The 22,476-nt window shown below is 53.3% G+C and carries 24 protein-coding genes, 2 tRNA genes and 1 riboswitch; of the genes, 5 read left to right on the top strand and 21 right to left on the bottom strand.

Annotated elements, in window-relative coordinates:
* From C230_RS0104085 to prsW, 11 genes are all read right to left on the bottom strand, one after another.
* A partial coding sequence (locus C230_RS0104085) for a transposase (RefSeq protein ID WP_018130404.1) occupies positions 1-180 on the bottom strand: 180 nt, incomplete at its 3' end.
* A 366-nt stretch (positions 181-546) separates the two neighbouring features.
* Positions 547-1,602: a type 2 isopentenyl-diphosphate Delta-isomerase gene (fni, locus tag C230_RS0104080; protein WP_018130765.1), complete on the bottom strand. Its 1,056-nt coding sequence runs from the start codon at positions 1,600-1,602 to the stop codon at positions 547-549.
* Positions 1,603-1,612: 10 nt separating this feature from the next.
* The gene (rpsA, locus tag C230_RS0104075) at positions 1,613-2,761 is read right to left on the bottom strand and encodes a 30S ribosomal protein S1 (RefSeq protein WP_018130764.1); all 1,149 of its coding nucleotides are present in this window, start codon (positions 2,759-2,761) and stop codon (positions 1,613-1,615) included.
* Between the two features lie 117 nt (positions 2,762-2,878).
* Positions 2,879-3,496, bottom strand: coding sequence for a lysophospholipid acyltransferase family protein (locus tag C230_RS0104070; RefSeq protein ID WP_018130763.1), 618 nt, complete (start codon positions 3,494-3,496; stop codon positions 2,879-2,881).
* A 13-nt stretch (positions 3,497-3,509) separates the two neighbouring features.
* Positions 3,510-4,190 carry a (d)CMP kinase gene (cmk, locus tag C230_RS0104065; protein WP_018130762.1) on the bottom strand — a complete coding sequence of 227 codons (681 nt, stop codon included), beginning with the start codon at positions 4,188-4,190 and terminating at the stop codon, positions 3,510-3,512.
* Positions 4,191-4,268: 78 nt separating this feature from the next.
* Complete coding sequence (locus C230_RS0104060; RefSeq protein WP_018130761.1) at positions 4,269-4,787, bottom strand: hypothetical protein; 519 nt, start codon at positions 4,785-4,787, stop codon at positions 4,269-4,271.
* Between the two features lie 59 nt (positions 4,788-4,846).
* Complete coding sequence (locus C230_RS0104055; protein WP_018130760.1) at positions 4,847-5,533, bottom strand: flagellar brake protein; 687 nt, start codon at positions 5,531-5,533, stop codon at positions 4,847-4,849.
* A gap of 182 nt (positions 5,534-5,715) precedes the next feature.
* Positions 5,716-7,038, bottom strand: a complete 1,323-nt coding sequence (gene ypeB, locus C230_RS0104050; RefSeq protein WP_018130759.1) for a germination protein YpeB — start codon at positions 7,036-7,038, stop codon at positions 5,716-5,718.
* A 23-nt stretch (positions 7,039-7,061) separates the two neighbouring features.
* On the bottom strand, positions 7,062-7,841 hold the full coding sequence (gene sleB / locus C230_RS0104045) for a spore cortex-lytic enzyme (protein ID WP_018130758.1): 780 nt from the start codon (positions 7,839-7,841) through the stop codon (positions 7,062-7,064).
* A 116-nt stretch (positions 7,842-7,957) separates the two neighbouring features.
* Positions 7,958-8,161, bottom strand: coding sequence for a hypothetical protein (locus C230_RS0104040; RefSeq protein WP_018130757.1), 204 nt, complete (start codon positions 8,159-8,161; stop codon positions 7,958-7,960).
* A gap of 73 nt (positions 8,162-8,234) precedes the next feature.
* Positions 8,235-8,897: a glutamic-type intramembrane protease PrsW gene (prsW, locus tag C230_RS0104035; RefSeq protein WP_018130756.1), complete on the bottom strand. Its 663-nt coding sequence runs from the start codon at positions 8,895-8,897 to the stop codon at positions 8,235-8,237.
* 117 nt (positions 8,898-9,014) lie between these two features.
* Here prsW and C230_RS0104030 point away from each other — a divergent pair, with 117 nt between their 5' ends.
* Positions 9,015-9,989 carry an asparaginase gene (locus tag C230_RS0104030; protein ID WP_018130755.1) on the top strand — a complete coding sequence of 325 codons (975 nt, stop codon included), beginning with the start codon at positions 9,015-9,017 and terminating at the stop codon, positions 9,987-9,989.
* Between the two features lie 119 nt (positions 9,990-10,108).
* Here C230_RS0104030 and C230_RS0104025 read toward each other — a convergent pair whose 3' ends face one another.
* From C230_RS0104025 to C230_RS0104010, 4 genes are all read right to left on the bottom strand, one after another.
* Entirely contained in the window at positions 10,109-11,380 is a 1,272-nt protein-coding gene (locus tag C230_RS0104025) for a Glu/Leu/Phe/Val family dehydrogenase (RefSeq protein ID WP_018130754.1), read from the bottom strand.
* Between the two features lie 96 nt (positions 11,381-11,476).
* Entirely contained in the window at positions 11,477-11,641 is a 165-nt protein-coding gene (locus tag C230_RS22345) for a hypothetical protein (RefSeq protein WP_018130753.1), read from the bottom strand.
* Between the two features lie 55 nt (positions 11,642-11,696).
* Complete coding sequence (locus tag C230_RS0104015) at positions 11,697-12,836, bottom strand: trans-sulfuration enzyme family protein (RefSeq protein ID WP_018130752.1); 1,140 nt, start codon at positions 12,834-12,836, stop codon at positions 11,697-11,699.
* Positions 12,833-13,993 carry a trans-sulfuration enzyme family protein gene (locus C230_RS0104010; protein WP_018130751.1) on the bottom strand — a complete coding sequence of 387 codons (1,161 nt, stop codon included), beginning with the start codon at positions 13,991-13,993 and terminating at the stop codon, positions 12,833-12,835. Before C230_RS0104010 ends, C230_RS0104015 begins: the two co-directional genes overlap by 4 nt.
* Before the next feature lie 72 nt (positions 13,994-14,065).
* Positions 14,066-14,199, bottom strand: a riboswitch (SAM riboswitch).
* Positions 14,200-14,360: 161 nt separating this feature from the next.
* Between C230_RS0104010 and C230_RS19395 the strand changes: the two genes are divergently transcribed.
* The 3 genes from C230_RS19395 to C230_RS0103995 all read left to right on the top strand — a co-directional run bounded on the left by C230_RS19395 (position 14,361) and on the right by C230_RS0103995 (position 17,141).
* Positions 14,361-15,653: an MFS transporter gene (locus C230_RS19395; RefSeq protein WP_018130750.1), complete on the top strand. Its 1,293-nt coding sequence runs from the start codon at positions 14,361-14,363 to the stop codon at positions 15,651-15,653.
* A 121-nt stretch (positions 15,654-15,774) separates the two neighbouring features.
* Positions 15,775-16,629, top strand: coding sequence for a phosphosulfolactate synthase (gene comA / locus C230_RS0104000; RefSeq protein ID WP_018130749.1), 855 nt, complete (start codon positions 15,775-15,777; stop codon positions 16,627-16,629).
* Between the two features lie 59 nt (positions 16,630-16,688).
* Entirely contained in the window at positions 16,689-17,141 is a 453-nt protein-coding gene (locus C230_RS0103995; protein WP_018130748.1) for a DUF441 domain-containing protein, read from the top strand.
* Between the two features lie 35 nt (positions 17,142-17,176).
* On the opposite strand, the gene C230_RS0103990 is transcribed toward C230_RS0103995, so the two are convergent.
* The 6 genes from C230_RS0103990 to C230_RS0103970 all read right to left on the bottom strand — a co-directional run bounded on the left by C230_RS0103990 (position 17,177) and on the right by C230_RS0103970 (position 20,505).
* Positions 17,177-17,773, bottom strand: coding sequence for an adaptor protein MecA (locus tag C230_RS0103990; RefSeq protein WP_018130747.1), 597 nt, complete (start codon positions 17,771-17,773; stop codon positions 17,177-17,179).
* A 239-nt stretch (positions 17,774-18,012) separates the two neighbouring features.
* Positions 18,013-18,999 (bottom strand): substrate-binding domain-containing protein, encoded by a 987-nt coding sequence (locus C230_RS0103985; protein WP_026174125.1) that lies wholly within the window; start codon positions 18,997-18,999, stop codon positions 18,013-18,015.
* A 177-nt stretch (positions 19,000-19,176) separates the two neighbouring features.
* A tRNA-Arg gene (locus tag C230_RS0103980) sits at positions 19,177-19,253 on the bottom strand.
* 17 nt (positions 19,254-19,270) lie between these two features.
* A tRNA-Leu gene (locus C230_RS22340) sits at positions 19,271-19,353 on the bottom strand.
* 597 nt (positions 19,354-19,950) lie between these two features.
* Entirely contained in the window at positions 19,951-20,259 is a 309-nt protein-coding gene (locus C230_RS0103975; protein ID WP_018130745.1) for an FxLYD domain-containing protein, read from the bottom strand.
* A 3-nt stretch (positions 20,260-20,262) separates the two neighbouring features.
* Positions 20,263-20,505, bottom strand: a complete 243-nt coding sequence (locus tag C230_RS0103970) for a copper amine oxidase N-terminal domain-containing protein (RefSeq protein WP_018130744.1) — start codon at positions 20,503-20,505, stop codon at positions 20,263-20,265.
* Between the two features lie 718 nt (positions 20,506-21,223).
* Between C230_RS0103970 and C230_RS0103965 the strand changes: the two genes are divergently transcribed.
* Positions 21,224-21,796, top strand: a complete 573-nt coding sequence (locus C230_RS0103965; RefSeq protein ID WP_018130743.1) for a recombinase family protein — start codon at positions 21,224-21,226, stop codon at positions 21,794-21,796.
* Positions 21,797-22,476 lie beyond the last annotated feature (680 nt).

Raw genomic sequence — 22,476 nt, 5'->3', positions numbered from 1 at the left:
GTTGCGATACGTGGTGCGTTCATGGGTTCGCTCGTAGGGTTCCGCTTGGATCTGCTCCGATGCTTGCTTCTGTAAGAGTTGGTTCAAAAACGACTGCATGAGAGATGGAGCCAGTTTGCCATGTGTTGTAAGCAGTTGGTGTAATTCTTCTGCGGAAAGGGTAAGATGGAAGTGAGTCATTTCGATTCCTCCTTGGGATATTGTTGTAGACAAACTCCATGATTCCCAAAAAGAGGATTGAAATGACTCTTCCTATTTCAGATCCTTTTTACACATAATACCGGACACAACTTCACCACCTTATGTACAAATCGAAGCCAATGCCATTTTATCTGAACAGTGGTTATAGTAACCATCTGTAATTTTTGGAAAATTGGATTACCAAAGAAAGGCTACAACACGCTCGTCCGCACCTCGTACATTTCCTCTACCGTCTTCCGACTCCATTCCTGCACAAACCCTGTTGAACATTGAATCAATGACCTTCAAACCCCCAAAAGATATACTTTCCATTACGTAAAAAAAGCGGCTCTCCACAGAAAGCCGCTATCTGCCGTGCGCCAAGCCGCGGATGTCGATCCCCCGCGCCTCGCACCATTGTTTCGTTTTGCCGGTGACAACGAGCGGGACGGATGTCAGTCCTTCGACTGACTCCGTCCCCACCAGGGTCATGATGGTGCGCAGTTGTTCATGCCAGCTGCCGATCGCTTCAATCACCCCTTGTACTCCCTGCTGTGTCAGGATGCGCAGGATCGGTCCCGCTACACCGACCGCCTTGGCCCCCAACGCCAGGCTTTTCGCCATATCGAGCGGATGACGGATACCGCCGGACGAGATCAGGTCGACGCCTGTGAGCCCCTTCGCCTCCAACAGCGAAACGGCGGTCGACTGTCCCCAATCCGTTAGATACTCATATTCCCCTTTTCCGCGCCGCCGATTTTCAATCGTTACAAAATTGGTGCCGCCCCGGCCGCCGACATCGACGATCGACACGCCGATGCCCTTTAACTGGGTGTAGGTTTCCCGGCACATGCCAAAGCCTACTTCTTTCACGATCACCGGTGTAGAAACCCGCTCGACGACCGCCTGAATCGCCGCCAGCATCCCCTTGAAATGGCGGTCGCCTTCCGGCATCACCAACTCCTGCGGCACGTTCAGGTGCAATTGCAGCAGATTCGCTTCCACCATCTCGATCGCCCGCTGCGCGTCGTCGACGGAAGCACCAGCCCCCAAGTTGGCGATGATGATGCCGTGCGGGTTGACCTTCCTTACGATCCGGTATGTATCGACCAGCTCGGGATTGATTAGTGCTGCCCGTTGTGAGCCGACCGCCAGTGCAACTCCCGTTTCCCGTGCCGCTTCCGCCAGCCGCTGATTGATCTCTTTCGCGGCAGCCGCCCCGCCTGTCATTGCGTTAATAAAAACCGGCGAACTGAGAGCCAGCCCGCCGATTTGCGTATTCAGGCAGCAATCTTCCAGATTCGTTTCCGGAAGGGAGCGATGGACGAACTGCAGATCGTCAAAATCGGACCCACCCCCTGGGGGGGATGAGAGAGCGAGCCGGATGTGATCCAGCTTGCGTTTTTCTCTCGACATCGCCATCGCCGCTTTCTTATTTCTTCTTGAACAGATCTCCAAACATTTCGCCCAGTGTGACACCGGTTCCATGCGTTTGCTGTTTTTCCGCAAACAGGTCGGTTTCCCTGCGGCGTGCGTCCGCTTCGGCAGAGCGGATCGACAAGGAGATCCGCTTCTCCTGTTCGTTTACCTCAAGAACTTTCACTTTCACTTCCTGGCCGACTTCCAGCACTTCTTCCGGTGTGGCAACATGCCGGTTGGCAATCTGGGAGATGTGCACAAGTCCTTCCACTCCCGGCTGCAGCTCAACGAACGCGCCAAACGGTACCAGCCGTTTCACCGTTCCGGTCACTACTTGGCCGGGGGAGAATTTTTGGCCGATCCCTGCCCAGGGGCCGGGTTGCGCTTCCTTGATCGAGAGGGAAATGCGGCCTCTTGCCGGATCGACTTTCAACACTTTGACCTTGACTAGGTCGCCTTCTCTCACCACTTCAGCCGGTGTTTCCACACGATGCCAAGCCAATTCGGAAATATGCGCGAGACCGTCGATGCCGCCCAGATCGATAAATACGCCAAAATCGGTGATGCGGCGGACGGTTCCTTCCCGGATTTCACCCGGTTGCAGCGAATGGAGCAGATTTTGTTTTTTCTGTTCGAATTCTTCATCCAAGACGGCTTTTTGCGAAAGAATCACTTTATTGTCGCTGCGGTCCAACTCGGTTACTTTGACACGCAGCGTTCTGCCTTTGTAATCGCTGAAATCCTCGACAAAATGGCGTTCCACCTGAGAAGCCGGAATAAACGCGCGGACGCCGACATCCGCAACCAGTCCGCCTTTCACCACGTCGGCCACCTTCACTTCGAACACTTCACCGGATTGCAGGCGCTGCTCCAGCACATTCCACGCTTTCGCAGCGTCCGCTGCCTTTTTCGAGAGGATCAGTTTGCCCTCCTCGTCATTGATGCGAAGCACTTTGACTTCCACTTCGTCCCCGACCGACACGACATCCGCCACATTTTCCACACGCAAAGCCGACAGTTCGCCGATCGGGATGACGCCGTCATATTTGTAGCCGACGTCGACCAGCGCCTGACTGTCCTCGATCTTCGTGATCCGGCCTTTGACGATGTCCCCTTTATTTAATGTGACCACATTCGTCATTTCTTTCATTTCTTCCGACATGCAAAAAACCTCCTCAACCTGTGTCCCCAAACACGGATTTCAGTATCATTTATTGGCAAGGATGAAGGCATTCGTAGATTGCTTTCATACCCACTCCAATCAGAACTTGTGAAACAGCTACTCAATAGTATGTAAATTGATCGTTTGTTCGATACTTTCCTGCGCCAAGCGGCGGATGTGCTGCATGATCAGGCCGCTGACTTCCTCCATCACAGCCGAATTCGGTTTGCCGTTCCGATAGGAGCTCAAATCAACCGGCGGGCCGTAGACAATTTTCGTCTTGCGGAATAACCGGTAAGGCCCGATAATCGCCGTCGGAACGACCACCGCGTCGCTGCGCAGCGCGAAAAATGCCACGCCTTTTTTTGCTTCTTCCAGCATGCCCGATTTGACGCGCGTTCCTTCCGGAAAAATCCCGACCATGCCGCCCTGTTTCAATACCTCCAGGGTGGCAGTCAGCGCCTTCCGGTCGCGTGCCCCCCGCCTGACCGGAATCGCACCAAGCTGCCGGAGGATCGAGGCCAGGAGCGGGATTTTGAACAGTTCTGCCTTAGCAAAGAAGGAAATCCGCCGTTCCAGCCAAATGCCGATCGCCGGCGGGTCCAGCAAGCTGATATGATTGGCGCAGAGCAGCACAGGCCCTTCTTTGGGGATGTGTTCCTTTCCTCTGACGTCAAGAGGAAACAGGATCGAATACAAGATCCGCAACAGAGTTCGAACAAACCTATACACCATAGTACTCTGCTCCCTATTGATTGGTGCCAAGCCGCTGCCGGCAGATCGAAACAATCCGATCGACCACTTCCGGTACCGACAACCCGGTCGTGTCAATCGAGTAGGCGTCTTCCGCTTTCCTAAGCGGCGCCAAGTCCCGCGTACTGTCCATCTCGTCGCGCCTGGCCAGGCTCGCCATGACCTCTTCCAAATCGGTGCGCACCCCTTTGCTCAGCAGCTCTTCCAGCCGCCGGCGAGCCCGCTCCTCAAGCGAGGCGGTCAGAAAAATCTTCACTTCGGCGTCCGGTAACACGCAGGTCCCGATGTCCCTGCCATCCATTACTACGCCAAGACGTCCGGCCATTTTTTGCTGCAGTTTGACCAGTTGCGAGCGGACACCCGGAATCGCCGACACGGTCGATACATGTTCCGTCACTTCCGGCGAGCGGATCTGCTGCGTTACATCGGCACCGTCAACCCGCACGATTTGCCGATCATCGTCTGAATCAAAGGAAATGTCGATGGTGGAAGCCAACTCGACCATTTGCTCCTCGTCGGAAAACGGGATCCCTGACGCGATCGCTTTCCACGTCACAGCCCGGTACATCGCTCCCGTATCTATGTACAGCAATCCCAGCCGTTTCGCCACCATTTTTGCCACCGTGCTTTTCCCGGCTCCCGCCGGCCCGTCGATCGCCACTCGGATTCGATTCATTGCTGCGTCCTCCCACCGTACCTACCGAAAACAAAAAGCAGGCAAAGCCCGCTCGCCCTCATACTATCATACGACGGATTATCGCGCAAGAGAATCATTGTGAATCAAAATTTGATCGATCACGGCAACATGATCCTGGCTGGATTCCATCACGGTTCCCGGTGTCGGACTCGTAATCGAGGGATCGTTATGATCGATCTCAAACCGGAAAATGCCCGGTTGAGCCGAACTGTCGATCTCCAATTTGTCATGGTTTTTGACTTTCACCACAACTTCCGACTGTCGGATGTGAGCGACCGGAACCCCATTCACTTTCACCCAGGCGTCGACCGGTTTTGTCTGGGCCGCAACGGGTCGGATGATCAATTGTTTGGTGCCTGTGTCGGGCGCCGGGGCATCGGCGTCCTGCGATATTTTTTTTCCTTCCAGGCGGTCTGTCGGCGACAGCACCTGCCGGACTTCCGGCACCGAGAGCGCCAACTGGCTCGCCACGATGCCCGCAAATCCGGTGATGGCCAAGCGAAACAAAAGCCGTTCCAGTTTCGTGGAAACGGCCAAAAAACGTTCTTCGTAGGATTGAGGCCGACGATATTGCATATGCACACCTCCGCATATTCCCATCGTATGCTGGTATGAGGTGTTTCATACATCGTCGGTTACTTCCCGGAACGTAGCCAACCTCGTTCCCGCAACTGAATCTGTCTGTAATACACGTATCGAATCACCGTTTGCCGGTCCGCTTCGCTGATTTCCGCAAACTGCAAACCGGCGATACGGATGGTGGGGAGCACCGGGTTCGGCGAAATTTTCAAAATCCTCGCTTTGCCTGAGATCTCATGCACACGTTCCTCCACATTCAAGCAGAACCGCACGCCGACCAAGTCGCCGGAACGAAGCGGCTGGTCACTGCGAAACAGGATCGAAATCCCTCCGCCCGACAGGTTGCGCATCATGCACTCGATCCGGTGGATCTGTCTCGTGTCCAGATCCATCACCACGACTTCGACCGGAACCGATACGGGAACGCGTACAAACTGCCGTCGTTGGAAGCGGCGGATCGCCTGTTTGTCGGGACGTTTGATGCCTTGCAACTCGATCTCCTGAAACAAGCGGGTTTCCACGATCGTATCGAATTCGCAGGGCGCATCAGTCATATCAAAATAGCGGACGATCATCGCCGTTCCTTCCGGCAGCGGCTGCAGGGCTTGCGTCTCCAGATTCTTCGGAATCTCAATCAGCAACCACCGCTCGTTGCTGTCCAGCAATTTCGCACGATAGCGCCCCCTGAATATGCCGTCCGGCACATACAGCTCCAGATACTGCCCGAAATGGGGCATAAACATGTTGACTCCCCCTGGATTCGCCTGTCCATCTTTTCCCATTATACCTTATAAGTTGAAAACCTGGCAATCGATTAAATCACGTGAATACCGGGCCCTCACCCAAGTACTCGGAATCGGCTTCGCAGGCTCACAACACGTGAGGGTAAAAAAAGTAGAAGCGGGGATCTCCCCACTTCCGCTGCCTAGATCTGCTTCAGTTTTTCCACCTTTTCCTCATCACCGGTGTTGGCGTTGATATAAATCTTGTACGTGTCGTTGTCCATCGTGCCGATAAATTCATACGTGAGCACTTCCTGTCCGACATCGTTTTCCACCAAGGCCAATCCGGATTCCTGGATCTGCGTGTGTTTCGAGACGAACTTGCGCGCTTGCTCCTGCGTCAGTTTCGGTTTTCCAAGCGAACGCTGCTTGTGGTGAAACAGGTAGTCTTCGCCGTTGAACCCGATCACTTCCGCGTTGTCCAGCGCCAGTTTCAGCATCACCGTATCCGGATAAAGCAACACATCGCCCTGTTTCGGCACAAACGTGTAGACGGCCGTATTGTCGTATTGCTCTGTTTTGATCGGCACCATGTTCTTGTAGCCACGGGCAGCCAGCCACTGTTCCGCCGCCTGTTGACCCGCCACCAAATCCAGTTTCGCCTCCGGTACGTCACGGTCTTTCGCCAGCCACGCGACATGGCCGCCTTTGATCGTCATCTGCATGTAGTATTTTTGATCGTTCGGCTGTTGTACGGTGACAGAATAGGCGGGATACTTCGTGCCGGCTCCATTCTTCTGCACAATGATGCCGCTGGTGTCCGGTTTGCCAAGGAAAGCTGCTGCGTTTTTCGCCGCTTGCTCCTGCGGCACGTCCTGTCCACTGATATTCTCAATGTGCGGTTGGTTTCTCGTTTTGAGAGCGGACAGCGTCTCCGACTGAACTTCCGGAAAACCGGCCACTTTTTTCTCGACTGCCCGGAAACCGTCGACAATCTGGTTATCCGTTTTCTTTTGCGTTTGCGACAAAGCCAGTTCCGCATCCATCCAGCGCAGGTTGTGCTGCAGCACGTTGGCCTGCAATTTTTGCAGGTCCTGCTGGATATCGCTCGCCTCGTTGTAGAGGCTTTGCAACGTTTTCCACTCTTTGTCGCTCAATGGCTCTTTCCGCTGGTCGCGGACCGCCACCCGATAGGAGAACTCGCCGATATCCTGCAGGAACTGCTGAGTCCGGTTAAATGGCATCAGGCTCAGTGGAAGTTGCCCGAGATCGGACTGCGCCGCGTAGGAGATGCGCCAGATGTTCGACAGGCAAGGGGCCAATTGCCGCTGCGTGTTGATCGCCAACGCTTTGCCCAATTCCCCCTGCAACACGTCAAGGTTGGAAGACAAATCGTGAAACGCCCGCTGATACTGGTTCTCCGCTTTCAAAAGCAACGCCTGTTTTTGCTGATGTTCCCGGTATCCCCAAAAACCGGTGATGATCAAAGCCAGTACGCCTACCACCGTCAGGATTCTTCTCACCATAGTCGGCCTCCTCGTCTGTCAACTTACCGGCAGAAAATGTGTTTGCCGATTTTCTTGATTTGCGGTCTCGACCAAATCCATTTGGATGTGGCGGTTTCCGGGTTAAAATAGTAAATCGCGCCGCCGGACGGATCCCAGCCGTTGACAGCGTCGAGTACCGCTTTTCTGGCAGTCTGGTTCGGAGTCAGCCAGATCTGTCCGTCGGAGACAGCGGTAAAGGCTCCAGGCTGAAAAATAATGCCCGGAATCGTATGCGGAAATTGCGGATGTTCCAAACGGTTGAGAATCACAGCGGCTACCGCCACTTGACCGATATAAGGTTCACCGCGTGCTTCCCCGTAGACGGCGTTCGCCATTAAATTGATGTCACCTGCCGACAGCCGCGCGTGTGCATGCGTCATCGGCGGGGTTGGATTGCCGGGATTCGCTCCCCGGCGAGCTGGTTGCCGGGCGGGCTGCCCCTGCGCCCACGGATTGTACTGGGGCGTCGCGCGCATCAACATCGCCCGCGTGTCATTGCCGACGATTCCGTCCACCCGCAGTCCGAACCGGTATTGGAAATTGCGGACCGCCCAATACGTGCGCCAGCCAAAAATGCCGTCGATGCGCCCGCTGTAAAATCCGAGAAGCTGCAGCCTCCCCTGCAATTCCCGCACGTCGATGCCGGTACTTCCCTTCACCAGAATGCGATTCGTAAACGTCGGGACTGTATTTCGTTCCAGCGATAACGGATTGGTATAAAGAACCGAGATGGCAAGTGCCAGAGACAAGCAGGCTGCCAACATGCTCCATTTCAGTCTCAATGCGGTTCCCCTCCTGTGGCGATTTCTCCCTTGTATTGTGAGGAAGTAGCCCACCGTTTATGCCCATTTTTGGAAGGAAAAAAAAGACAGGAGCCAAAAGCTCCTGTCCGGTCGATTCAGCGCAATGTTTCAATTTCGAAATCCTGTTCGTTGTCGCACAAGCAACGCTTGAAGCCGGTATCGATATTCCCTTTATAATCGCGTGAACCGCGAAGGATGAAACTTTCGCCGCATTTTCTGCAGCGGATGTGCACTTTCACTCGATTGTGGCCCACGACGACTTCATCTCCCTGCCATGAAGTTTCAACGAACTCTCGCATAGGATACCCCCTTTTTTGCAAACTCAACAGCTTCAGTATCGTCAGACGCGCGGCCGGTTCATACCAGATGCTGTCAATCTTGCGGCTTGAACGGGGATTTGTCCTGCGCCGCTTTCACCTTGCGGAGTCCGAGGATCCACAGGCCGATCATAAACGGCAGCATGGCCGCCTGCCACAGATGCCGTCCTGACAAAATCAGGTCGTACGCCGCGTGCAACAGCCAGGCGGAGAAGAAAGACTGGCAGAGCAGGCGAAACTTTACCCATGCATGGGAAAATTTCGCTTTTCCCGCATAATAGCCCATCACCACCGCAAACAACGCATGGCTTGGCACAGGCAGGACGGCCCGAATCGCGGCCAATTGCCACCCGTGCGGAAGAAGCGAAACGAAGTTCTCAACGGTGGCAAACCCGAGCGATATGGCAACAGCGTACAAGATCCCGTCGTACAACTCATTAACCTCTTTACTGGTACGGATAAACAACAATAAAATCACGAATTTGACAGCTTCTTCGATGCCCGCGGCGACAAGCAGGATGTGCAAATAAGGCGATTCGACGAGCTGTTCCAGCAGTTGCTGCAAGACGGTGACCGGCAACACCGAAACCATGCCGAGTGCAAACGACCACAGCACGGTTCGCAGCGGTTCCGCTTCATACCGGTCCCGCAGGTAAAAATATGACAAAAGCGCAATCCCGGGCGCTATAGCAGCGACAGCGATCATCAGCAAGATCAAGCGATTCCCTCCCGTATGAATAAATCATTCGCGAGAGTACGCCGTTTTCCTGCAAAATTTGTCATTTATTTTCGGATCTGGTTCTTACTAAAATGGAGGCTAGGAGGACTGATCGAGATGAAGAAGGTATATGTGCTGACAACTGGCGGAACGATCGCCATGAGTGAAGATGAAGCGACCGGAACGGTGCGGCCGGTCGACGGGCAAGCGCTCGCCCGTTTTTTGCCTGGCGTTGCCAAATATGCGGATGTCGTGATGGAGGAAGTGTTCAATCTGCCGAGTCCTCATCTGACATTTTTCCATTTGCAACAGTTGTTGAACCGCGTGCAGGAGCGCCTGGCGGAGCCGGAGGTGGCGGGTGTGGTGGTGACGCACGGCACCGACACGCTGGAAGAGACCGCTTTTTACCTGGATTTGCAATTGCCGCCCGGCAAACCGGTGGTCGTCACGGGGGCGATGCGGTCTTCCAACGAGATCGGCGCGGACGGACCGCTCAATCTGCTCAATTCGGTGCGTACAGCGGCCAGCGAAGTAGCGGTTGGCAAGGGAGTGCTGGTGGTGTTGAACGACGAGATCCACGGCGCCCGCTTTGTCACGAAGACGCACACCAGCAATGTGGCAACTTTTCAATCGCCGGAAGTCGGGCCCATCGGCAGTCTTGACAAGCGGTCGATTCACTTCCGCCAGATGCCGCTACAGCATGAATCATACCCGGCCAAGCCCTTGCAGCGGTCTGTCGGCCTGTTAAAAATGGCGCTCGCAATAGACAGCCGCCTGATCGACCACATGCTGGCAGACGGAATCGACGGGTTGGTGATCGAAGCGCTCGGCCAGGGAAACGTGCCGCCGGCAGTCGTCCCGGGGATCCGACGGGCGATCGAAAAAGGGGTGCCCGTGGTTCTTGTCTCCCGCTGTTTCAACGGAAGGGTGCAGGATGTGTATGGGTATGAAGGAGGCGGCAAGCATCTGCGGGAACTGGGGGCGATCTTCTCGAACGGCCTGAACGGCCAGAAGGCGAGGATCAAATTGATGGTTCTGCTGGCGAACGATCTGGACATGGAGTCGATCCGCAGCGCGTTCGAACGGATCTAACTTGAGGAAACTCGGCTAAATGCGCCCGCGTCCGTGCGGGCAACGCCGAGTTGATCGTCCATGATCAAAGAAAAAAGGCGCATGTGCAATGCATGCGCCTGCTCTTTTGATGCCGAAACTTACACCCAACCGCGCAGTTGGCAAGCTTCCGCCATTCGCCGGACTCCCACCATATAAGCGGCGAGCCGCATGTCGATCTTGCGGACGCGTGCGGTTTCATAGATCGTATGGAACGCTTTGACGAGAATTTCACGCAGCCGTCGGTCTACCTCTTCTTCCGACCAGTACAATCCCTGATTGTTTTGCACCCATTCAAAATAGGACACAATCACCCCGCCGGCGTTGCCCAATACGTCGGGCACGAGCAGCACGCCGCGCTCTGTTAGGATTTTCGTCGCTTCGATCGTCGTCGGTCCGTTCGCCGCTTCGACCACGATTTTCGCTTTAATATTATGCGCGTTTTTCGACGTGATCTGGTTCTCGATCGCCGCCGGCACCAGGATGTCGCAATCCAGTTCCAGCAGCTCCTGGTTGCTGATGGTGTTTTTGAAGAGTTTCGTCACCGTGCCAAACGAATCGCGGCGGTCCAACAGGTAATCGATATCGAGGCCGTTCGGATCGTACAATCCGCCGTACGCGTCAGAAATGCCGACCACTTTCGCTCCCGCGTCATGCATGAATTTTGCGAGATAACCGCCGGCGTTGCCAAAGCCCTGAACCACCACCCGCGCATCTTTCAAATCGATCCCTTTTACTTTCGCCGCTTCCTGGATCGCGATCGTCACACCGCGGGCGGTCGCCGCGTCACGGCCCAGCGATCCGCCGAGTACGAGCGGTTTGCCGGTGATGAAACCGGGCGAATCAAACTCCCGGATACGCGAATACTCGTCCATCATCCAGGCCATAATCTGGGAGTTGGTGAACACATCGGGCGCCGGGATATCTTTCGTCGGTCCGACGATTTGCGAAATCGCCCGCACATAGCCGCGGCTCAATCGTTCCAGTTCGCGGAACGACATCTCGCGCGGATCGCAAACAATGCCGCCTTTGCCGCCGCCGTATGGCAATTGGGCGATGCCGCACTTCAGGCTCATCCAGATGGCAAGCGCCTTCACTTCATCTTCCGTCACATCCGGATGAAACCGGATGCCCCCCTTGGTCGGCCCAACCGCATCATTATGCTGTGCGCGATAACCAGTGAACACCCGAACGCTTCCGTCATCCATCCTGACAGGAATGCGGACCGTCAACACTCGCAACGGTTCTTTCAGAAGCTCGTACATCTCATCCCCATACCCCAATTTGTTGAGCGCTTCCTTGATCACCAACTGGGTCTGGGCGAGTACGTTTAACGTTTCTTCCTGCTTCTGTGTGTTTCCCTGATTGCTCATGCTTTGACCACCTTTGTGAACAACATCGAAATAAAGACATGCAAATATAAGTATAACGCGATACTTTCTATTAGGAAAGCATGTCTACGAATATTTTTATTGGTTCAAAGCTGGATCGGGTATTTCCACATCGTCCGGATTGTCCTGTTCCACCAACGTCTGCGGATCTCCTTGCGCGCCGCTCGGCACCTTGCCGGCAAAATCGTCCGGACTGTCCGCCATGATGAACGATTTGGCAGATGCGGGAGTCTGTTTTTCCATTGTTTTTCCGCTCCTTCAGAATCAAGATTGCAAGTTCCGCGTCACCCGCTTTTATTTATAATCCCATAAGAGCCTGTTCAATATCCCCGATCAGGTCTTCCGCGCTCTCGAGCCCCACCGACAGACGCAGCAAGCCGTCGCTGATCCCCCTGCGGATCCGTTCCTCTCGCGGCATCGCCGCGTGCGACATGGTCGCCGGATAGGACAAAATACTTTCCACCGCCCCCAGGCTGACAGCAAACAATGGCAACTGCAGCCGCTTGACAAACCGCCGCACCTGTTCGGCGTCCGCCAGTTCAAACGACAGCACCGCGCCGGGCCCGTCCGCCTGCCGGAGATGAATCTCCCGGCCCGGATGCGATTCGAGCCCCGGGTAATACACCCGTTTGATCTTCGGGTGCCGCTCCAGATAACGAGCAATCCGCAGCGCCGTTTCCTCACTTTGTTTCATCCGCACCGCCAGCGTTTTGATGCCCCGCATCAGCAACCAACAGTCCTGCGGCCCCAGCACCGCGCCGAACCCGTTTTGGATCTGGTATATTTCTTTTGCCAACGATTCATCCCGCACCGTCACCAGCCCCGCCACCACATCAGAATGACCGCCCAAAAATTTGGTTCCCGAGTGAACCACCACATCGATCCCCAGCTCATGCGGCCGCTGCAAGCCGGGTGACATAAAGGTGTTGTCGACAATCGTCAGCACCCCGTTTGCTTTCGCGATGTCGGCCGCTTTTTGCAGATCGATGATTTTCAGCGTTGGGTTAGAAGGTGTTTCCAGCATCATCGCTTTCGTGTTCGGTCGGATCGCCGCCGCCAATTTTTCCGGGTTGGCGGCGTCGACAAACGTCGTCTCAATCCCAAAGCGGGAAAAAACTCTCGTCAACGCCCGAAACGTTCCCCCGTAAATGTCTTCGCACGCCACAACATGCGAGCCGGCGGACAGTGTGAGCAGGACGCTCGTAATCGCCGCCATGCCGGAAGCAAACGCAAGTCCGTAGTTCGCCCCTTCCAACTGGGCAATCACATGCTCAAGTGCTTTCCGGGTGGGGTTGCCGGAGCGGGAATAATCGAACTCCTGCTGCTGGTTCCAATCGGCCTGGTGAAACGTCGAAGCCTGGTAAATCGGAAAGCTGGCGGCGCCGGTGCGCGGGTCCAGTTCCGCCCCCGTATGCAGCACGCGCGTTTCAAATTTCACCTGACGGACACCTCGGATCTCGCTGCCTCCAACGCTTGCTCCAGGTCTGCGATAATGTCCTGATAGTGTTCGATGCCGACCGATAAGCGCAGGAGCCTATCCGTAACGCCGTACGCCTCCCGCACTTCCTTCGGGATGTCAAAATGGGTCTGTCTCGCCGGATAGGTGATCAACGATTCGACGCCGCCAAGGCTTTCGGCGAACGAAATCAGTTTCACACTGCCGAGGATCGGTTCCACCATGCTTTCATCCGCCACTTCGAACGACAGCATGCCGCCGTAGCCGGACGACTGCTTTTCATGCATGTGCTTGCCCGGATGGTGCGGCAGACCAGGGTAATAGACTTTTGTCACCTGCGGGTGTCGTGACAGCCATTCCGCCACAAGCAGCGCGTTTTCCTGATGTTTTTCCATTCGCAGCGCCAACGTCTTCAGGCCGCGGATCATCAGCCAGCAATCCTGGGGTCCGAGAACAGCCCCGATCGAATTTTGCAAAAAAAACAGTTTTTCGCCCAATTGCTCGTCCTTCACCGCAAGCAGGCCGCATAGCACGTCGTTATGGCCGCCCAGATACTTGGTGCCGGAATGCAGCACCACATCGGCCCCCAAATCCAACGGTCGTTGAAAATAGGGCGACATAAACGTGTTATCGACGATGGTCAGCGCGCCGCGCCGTTTGGCGATCGCAGCGCAACCTGCGATATCGGTGATTTTCATCGTCGGGTTGGTCGGGGTTTCAACAAACAGCGCCTTGGTGTTCGGTTGAACCGCCGCTTCCACCGCAGCCAGATCGCCGGTATCCACGTAGGTCGTTTCGATCCCTTTCCGACGCAAAATCTGTTCCAGCAAGCGATAGGTACCGCCGTACAAATCGTTGGAAGCGACCAGGTGATCGCCTGGCTCGAACAGTTCCACTAGACAGGCGATCGCAGCCATGCCGGAAGCGAACGCAAACCCCCGCACCCCATTTTCCAGATCGGCGATCGTATCTTCCAGCACTTTGCGAGTCGGATTGAGAGTCCGGGTATAGTCAAACCCCGTGCTCTGTCCGAGCGCCGGATGGGCGAATGTAGTCGAGTGATGAATCGGCACAGACACAGCTCCCGTCACCGGATCCTTGCGGTTTCCCGCTTGTGCCAACCGTGTTTCGATCCGCATGTCCATTCCTCCTCTTCATGGAAAAAGGTCTTTCCCCCCAAGAGAAAGACCTGGTATTGCCACGCTGTCCTCCTCTTATCTTTCAGGATCGCTCCTGCAGGAATTAGCACCACAAATCATACCTGAAACGCGCGAATCACGTTTCCGGATCGATTCAGGTTGCCGGGCTTCATCGGGCCAGTCCCTCCACCAACTCTGGATAAGAGTCAATCGATTTTGTTCTTTTGATACAATTTACAATCTTCAAGGCGGTTTCGTCAAGGGGTGTTCGTTAAAGCCTGGCAGTCGTGGCGAGTCAATAACTTCCTGCATCAGCCCCGATACGGCGCGACACACTAGGTTTACAACGAGGAAAGGACTGAACAGAATGGCGCAAACGGCATCCGACAGGTCCAAAGTTTCGTTGCTGTCTCTGATTGCCCTGGGAAGCGTTCCGCTCATCATGGTCCTGGGTAATTCGATGCTGATTCCGATTCTGCCAACGATGCAGGAGCAGCTTCAGATCACCAAATTTCAGGCGAGTTTGGTGATCACTCTGTTCTCCGTGCCCGCCGGCATCATCATCCCGTTGGCCGGTTTTTTGTCGGACCGCTACAACCGGAAACTCGTGATCATCCCGGCGCTTATCTTATACGCGTTAGGCGGATTGCTAGCGGGAATCGCCGTGCTCTTGTTTGCCAAACCGTTTGCCGTGATCATGACAGGTCGCGTGCTGCAAGGAATCGGGGCCGCCGGGACTGCTCCAATCGCGATGGCTTTGGCAGGCGATATTTTCCAGGGAGCGGCCCGCAGCAAAGCGCTTGGCATCATCGAAGCATCGAACGGGCTGGGAAAAGTCCTGAGTCCCATACTCGGCGTGCTGCTCTCGATGATCACCTGGTTTGCGGTTTTTTTTGCGTTTCCGCTGTTGTGCGTGCCCGCTGCTTTGGCGATCTGGTTTTTTATCAAGGAACCAAAAAAGGACAAAGCCGCGCAAAAAGTAACCCACTACCTGCGCGCGCTGAAGGTTATTTTCAAACGGGAATGGAAATGGCTTCTGACCGCTTACTTTGCAGGCGCCAGCGCACTTTTCATTTTGTTTGGCGTATTGTTTTATCTGTCGCATCTTTTGGAAGACAAATATGCGATCGACGGTCTGCTGAAAGGCGCCATTCTGGCGGTTCCCTTGCTCGCCATGTCGTCGACGTCCTATATCACGGGAGCAAACATCAAAAAGCAAAAAAGGTTGATGAAAACGCTGATTGTGACTGGCATGCTGCTGATTGCGATCCCGCTCGGGTTGGCTTCCTTTGTTACAAACGCGTACGTCTTGCTGGGATTGCTGGTGATGAGCGGTATCGGCACGGGACTCGTGCTGCCCTGCCTGAATATGCTGATCACCTCAGCCGTCAGTATGGAAGAACGCGGGATCGTCACATCTTTTTACGGCTCCGTCAGATTCCTGGGAGTGGCGATCGGGCCACCCGTCTTCACCTGGTTGATGGACCTGTCCCGCTTGGTTATGTTCTTGTCGGTGGCCGGGCTCGCCTTTTTGTCCGCCGCGCTGGCGATGTGGCTGATTCGCGTCCCAGCGGAGAAGCCCGAATCCCCACCCGCCCCCAATTCGATCGCCTCCGAATCCCTGCGGAAGTTGTTGGCAAAACGAAAAGCACGGGCGTAACACCAGCTCCCGTTTTTCGCATACGATAATGGAGCCCACAGGTTGTAAACGCCAGGAGGTGACAAACCCCGACGGGGATTCCCTGCACAGCACAGAACAGCAAAGAAAGGGGTTTTGGGAGATGAACGATTTTTTGCCACAAAAACCGTGGGACACAGTCCTGCGTGATCCACTACCGGGCCGCAACCTGAAACCGCGTACTTGCGGTCTCAGCATGGTGATCGATAAGGGGCTGGGAATCCGGGAAACGTTGGACCTGGCAGAATTGGCAGCCCCTTACATCGATTTCTTGAAATTGGGTTTTGGCACATCGATGCTCTATTCGAAATCGCTGCTGCAAAACAAAATCAATATTTTGCGGGAACATGACATTCATGTCTACCCGGGCGGAACCTTACTGGAGACGGCCGTGCTGCAAGGTTGTTGGAAGGACTTCATGCGCACTTCAAAAAAACTGGGATTCACCGCGATCGAAGTTTCCGACGGCACGGTCACGATCGATCTCGAACTGCGCCGGCAATTGATCCAGGAAGCGAAACATATCGGATTTCTCGTTTTGAGCGAAGTAGGGAAAAAAGAATCGGGCGTCCACCTGCCTATCGAAAAACAGTTGGAACTGATCCGGCACGATCTGGACTGCGGTGTTTTCAAAGTGATTATTGAGGGACGGGAATCCGGAAAGGATGTAGGCATCTACGAAGCGAGCGGGGCGATCCGCAAAGACGATGTCGACCGCCTGCTGGAACAGCTGACCTCGGCCGACTGCATTATCTGGGAAGCCCCCTTGAAATCGCAGCAAGAAGCGCTGATCGCTCAATTTGGCCCGAATGTGAATCTCGGCAATCTGTTTCCGCACGACATTATAACGGTCGAGTCGTTGCGCCGAGGGCTGCGCAGCGATACGCTGCGTCTGGCGATGTGCAGGAACCGATTGCCGGACGATGATTCGTTATTGCCGGCGACCGCCCGATTTTGATTCGCATATCCCCGTTCCCCTGTCCATATATTTGTATGGACGGAACAAGGGGTGGGCGTATGGCCGGAGACATGATACTCGTCATGCTGATCATTGTGGGCATCATCGGTCGGGCCAGCATTTTGGCCACCGCTGCCAGCGTTTTGCTGATTTTGAAACTGTCGAATCTGCAGCGGTTCTTCCCGACGCTGGAACGGCGCGGGCTGGAAATCGGTTTGTTGTTCCTGATGATTTCCGTGCTGGTGCCGCTCGTCAACGGCAAAATCCAATCGAAAGACTTGTGGGGAACCTTTTTCACCGTATCGGGACTGTTCGCCGTCATCGGCGGTGTGCTGGCCACCTACCTGAACGGGCAGGGACTCAACATGCTGCGACTGGAACCGCAATTGATGCTGGGGCTGGTGATCGGGTCGATCATCGGCATCGTGTTTTTCAAGGGGATCCCCGTCGGCCCCTTGATGGCGGCCGCGATCACCGCCTTGTTGATGAAAATGTATCTGTGGCTCCGCTAGAGCCTGAACAAAAAAAGAGACGGGGCTCCGTCTCCTTAGTTCACAAAATATTGATTGAGCGTTAAAAAGGCGGTGTCTTGGATGATGAGTTTTCCGTATTCGTCCAGAACCGCTTTTGTCACGTTGGACAGTGTTCCATACTCGTGCAGAATCGACCACAAAGCGTCGACTTCCTCCTGCTCCATCTCCGCTTCGTCGATGTAGAGGAAATAACGCCCTTTGTAATGATACAGCGAGGCGTTCAAATCGAACGACGCATGCACCATTCTGGCTGCGCTCAACACATGTTCAAAATCGTCAAATACAAACGTCAGGGCAGTGGATGCGTCGACCGAAATAATCGGCTCATCCGCTTCCATTTCCTCTTTATGATCAATTTCCTCCGGCAGCGAGGGAACTTGCGTGACGATCACAACAACGCCTTCCGTCGGCATTGTGAACGCTTCCACAGCAATCGGACCGATCACTTCGAAGCCGACTTCCAGGTACGCCTGCTCCATCATATCCCAGAACAGTTCTTGCACCTTACGGCCATTTTGCCAGATTTCATCCCGGTCGATGCCTCTTTCTTCGAGATCTTCATAGCTGATGAAGATCCTCACCTTGTTATGACCAAGCCTTTCGACTACCATTCGGATCACTCCTTTAAAAAAAGGGAGTTGGGACTTCTGCACAACATCCTGCAGAGGAGCCGGCCGCTCCCCTCCGGCAGCGGACGTCCGTCAGTCGGAAGCGTCGTAACAACAGGCAATCCTTCGGTACGTAGAGAGGCTTCCTAAATGATTTACAAAATGCAGATGGAATGTATTGCACTCATTGTACCAGTTCTTCTCCATCCGGTCTATAGGGGGATCCACATCCCGGGTCACCCCTATGTCGATTGGCGAAACAGCAGTTCATGCGGCAGAACTACGGAAAATTCCTCGACCGGTTCATCGTGGATCAGTTTGGTCATAAACCGCATCGCGACCGCCCCCATGTCGTAAATCGGCTGCGCGATTGTCGTCAGTTCCGGCCGCACCATGCTTGCCAGTCTGGTATTGTCAAACGCCACCACTTTGACTTGCTCCGGAACGGACAGTCCGGCATCCAAACATGCGTGAATCGCCGCCACACCAAGCTCGTCGCTGACCGCCACGATGCCGTCCGGTAGCTGGTCTTGCAACTCTTTTTGCAAAACGGCCAGCCCGGATTCGTAGCGCAGGTCCGGACATTCCAGAATCCGCGGTTGCAACCCGCCGTTTGCGAGCGCTTTCCGATATCCTTTTTTCCTTGGTTCGCCAGTCACAGGATGACCAGCCGGACCGCTCAGCAGCAGGATGCGCTTGCAGCCTTTTTCAACCAGCAATCGGGTCGCGTCATAAGCCGCTTGCCGATTGTCGATGTTGACCGACGGAATTCGCTTTTCGGGATCGACGGTGGCGCACAGCACAACCGGCAATTGTGCCTGTTCGAACGCTTTTAACAGCTCCGCAGTCAAATGATCTCCCATAAACAGGATGCCATCCACCTGTTTTTCCCACATGGTGCCAATCAGGTCGATCTCGCGCTCGGTTTGGGCATCCGAATTACTCAAAATGATCTGATAGTCGTACATGGTTGCGATGTCTTCCATCCCCCGTACCATTTCTGCTACGAACGGGGCTGACACGTCAGGCACAATGATGCCGATCGTCTTCGTCTTTTTGCTGGCCAGCCCTCGCGCCACAGCGTTCGGTCGATAACCGAGCTCGCGAATCGCGTCCAGTACTTTTTTCTTTGTTTCTTCTTTCACAACCGCCGTGCCGTTTAGCACGCGCGAAACGGTGGCCATCGACACACCGGCCGCTCTTGCCACATCATATATGGTTACACTCACCACGATTCACCTACTTTACCATCCAAAGGTTGCTTGTCTTTCTATCATAACACATATGGCAATACAAAAAACACAGGAACTGCTTCCTGTGTCTGTAACATCGGATCGCATGAGAATTTCCGGGGCCTGCCGAATAGGCGGGGTACAGAAAACGAATTGTGTCGCTTTGCGAGCAACTGGCGCGCCCTGAGAGATTCGAACTCCCGACCTTTTGATTCGTAGTCAAACGCTCTATCCGACTGAGCTAAGGGCGCAGGATGAAATTGGTGAATGGTGCGGATGAAGGGACTCGAACCCCCACGGTTTCCCGCTGGAACCTAAATCCACCCCACGCTTAAATGTCCTACAATCCGCGCCGTTACTTGGTTTCTCCTCTCGTGACTATCGTTAGTTTAACTGGATTCTTATCCGCACTGGATGTCGTTTTTGGGGGAAATCCAGTGCGGTTAAAATGATAGCATGGACAAGCGTTTTTTGCAAGTAGTTCGGCACGAATTTACCGATTGACCCCGAGATTGTGAAAATTATTTGTAAATTTTAGGTACGACGGGAACCTCTTCGCTTTACCGATTTTACCCTCGCGTAATACGTAATATTGGCGCGGCTTGTCGTTCTCGTCGAGTAAATTTTACCTTCGGGAAAAGATTGCGCTGTTTGTTTGGAGGTTGAGTTGCATAGTCGGACGTGGTGGTCTGAGGCAGCGTTTCGCCGATTGAAGGGAACGTACGGAACGATGAGATGGAGTGTATTGATGAAGCCTTATCGGACTTAGAAGTAAAGCCATGATCCTGGCTAATCATTACAACAGGTAAATCGTGTCATACTTTCTGTTGAGTCCTCAATAACGATTCGTCACGACAACGATTGGTTTAACGTAGAGTGTTGTAATAGAAAAAATTCGCAGGCACCGCAAAATTAACGGCTGTCCTGCGATTATTAAAACAAATACTCTTATAACTCTGCATCCACTTGAAACGTGAATGTCGAGACTCCATCCAATTTTTTATCCGCAACCGCTTCAAAACTTTTCTTTTGCCCAGGGTCAAGATCGAGTACAACTCCTGTGGCGGTGCCAAGTAACTTTCCGCCTGCATCATAGAAATTCACTTTAAACGCCACGGATCGTTTAGCGGAACCATTATTTGTAATCTCTCCGATCACTCTGGTGAACATGATACCGCTGTTATCTAATGTGTAGTTACTGAATGTATAGTTGCCGACTGTTTGTGAAGCAGAATTTTTACTGCTATTAATGATCACCGTCTATGTACTTCCATCCCAATCGACTTTCGCCCCCAAATTTTCAGCCACAAAACGAGCAGGTACGTATGTACGTCCATTGTATTCAAGCACTGTGAATCCTTCCGGTAACGACTTCTCTACGCCGTCAAACTTAAATTTGAAGTTCACAAAGTGCACCGGCCCGTCAGCAAATGCAGCTCCTGCGCTTGCAATTACGCCGCCCATAACCAAACCCGCAATAAGTTGTTTGTGCTTTCTAAACACCTTTACCCTTCTCCTCTCACTTTTTCGAATCATCAGATATATATGTTCGATATCGACAAAAAATTTTCCTTCTTTATATTTGATTTCTTAGAATTAACTAAATAATCACTCTCTTGTCCATCAAAGTTTTTTGTCGTTTACGAATGGTATCATCGTTTCGACGTTCCTTTTTCTTTTAGACCCCCAAGATTTCAAAAACGCTACAAAAAATTTTTTCGGGATAGCCTGATTTCTCGTTTAGTGATTCACGCAGACCAGGGGCTTACCCTGGGGACGTCGCAGGGGCTGCCGTATATCGGAAATCCCGAGGTTGTACAATCGTGCACGGAAAATCCGAGGGGCGGCGCTCAGAAGCCGTGAGTCATTTCTTGCCGGACGGAGGCTGTACCCCCTCGTACCAATCGTTGAATCGGTCGGTTTGAGTGGATTGTCCAAAATTTGAGCGAACACCACTTCTTCATATGCCGATGGACAAGCAACTGCTAAACTGTACGCTTGCAAGCGCTAATCCGGACGGTTGCTTCTTGTCACCAAGTTATAAAATGGTACGGATCATTGTTCCAAAAACCTTCGTATATGGGACGCTTGTAATCCACTCGAAAATAACCCCATTGAGACAAGCAAAATCAGTTTCAAAACCCGTATCAAAATCTATGTTGCAAAAACGTACCTGATTATGATACAATCAAGTCAACAAATGGTAAGGGGGCCGGTAAAAATGCGTATAGGTTATGCACGGGTATCTACAGTCGATCAATCGTTGGATCTACAGCTTGACGCTCTGAAAGAAGCGGGCTGCGAACGTATTTACACGGAGAAAGCCAGCGGCGCTAAAGACGATCGGCAGGAACTCCAGAGAGCATTAGATACGTTAAGAGAAGGAGACGTTTTTGTGGTCTACAAACTGGATCGCCTCGCCCGCTCCACCAAAAAGCTGATCGAAGTCTACGAGCAATTAACAAAACTCGGCGTCGAACTCGTTAGTATTTGCGACGGCCTTGACACGACGACTCCGACCGGGCGCGCAATGTTTAAGATGATCGGCGTTATCGCTGAACTCGAAAGGGAAATGATAGTCGAGCGGACAAAAGCAGGGCTGCAGGCAGCTAGAGCACGGGGGCGAAACGGTGGGCGCCCGAAGACAGATGCGAAAAAGGTAAATCAGGCGTTGAAACTCTACGATAGTGGAATGCACACCGTTTCCGAAATAACGGAGATGACCGGTGTTACGAAAGCAACGTTATACCGTGCCCTGAAAGAACGAGAAAAAAACAATTCAACCGCTTCTTGATCGAGGCGGTTTTTCTTTTTGCTCAAATCCGAGGATTTTCTATTTAACGTAGACGGGGGCAGAAAACACGTTAATTCCGACTAATTTAATATGATAACCGGAAATTTTCGGACGCTACCTGAAAAATCGCTTCCAATAAAAGCGTCTATTTAGGTTGATTTCCAACGGATGTATTTGCGTTTAATATTTACCATCATCTTATTGATTGAATTTAATGCGCGTAGTTCAAAAGGAATAATATGGATTGCAAGAGAATATATCCGTAACAAGAAATGCAAAGGGGAATGAGTGCGGATGAAATTCTTAAAATGGATTGGATCCTGAATCCGTGACGCTGTCCTCAAGTATCAGGCTAGGCTCCATTTTGTTTTGAATTTGATCCTTCGGTACTCGAATTTTGGCTCTGGATCACACACATTTCGTCCTTTGGATGGCGTCATGACCTGCGTGTTCCGTTTTCCGGCAATACGAAACCAGCCCCCATAACAAGGGGGTGATCCCGTTCTGTGATTTTACAAGTCAATACCAACCACTACCTTGCTAGCGAGGCATTCATCCTTTGGTAAAAGAGAAGCCAGGGACTCCCCTTACTGAGACGGAGTCGGTATTGTCTTGCGTGAGTGGTAAGTTTGGCCGCAAGCGTGATAATACTTTGAATGACCGTGCGTATGCGTCTTCGG

This window comes from Effusibacillus pohliae DSM 22757, from assembly GCF_000376225.1.
GTDB lineage: Bacteria > Bacillota > Bacilli > Tumebacillales > Effusibacillaceae > Effusibacillus > Effusibacillus pohliae.
Note: the sequence above shows the minus strand (reverse complement) of the source record. Positions and strands in the feature narration are given on the sequence as shown.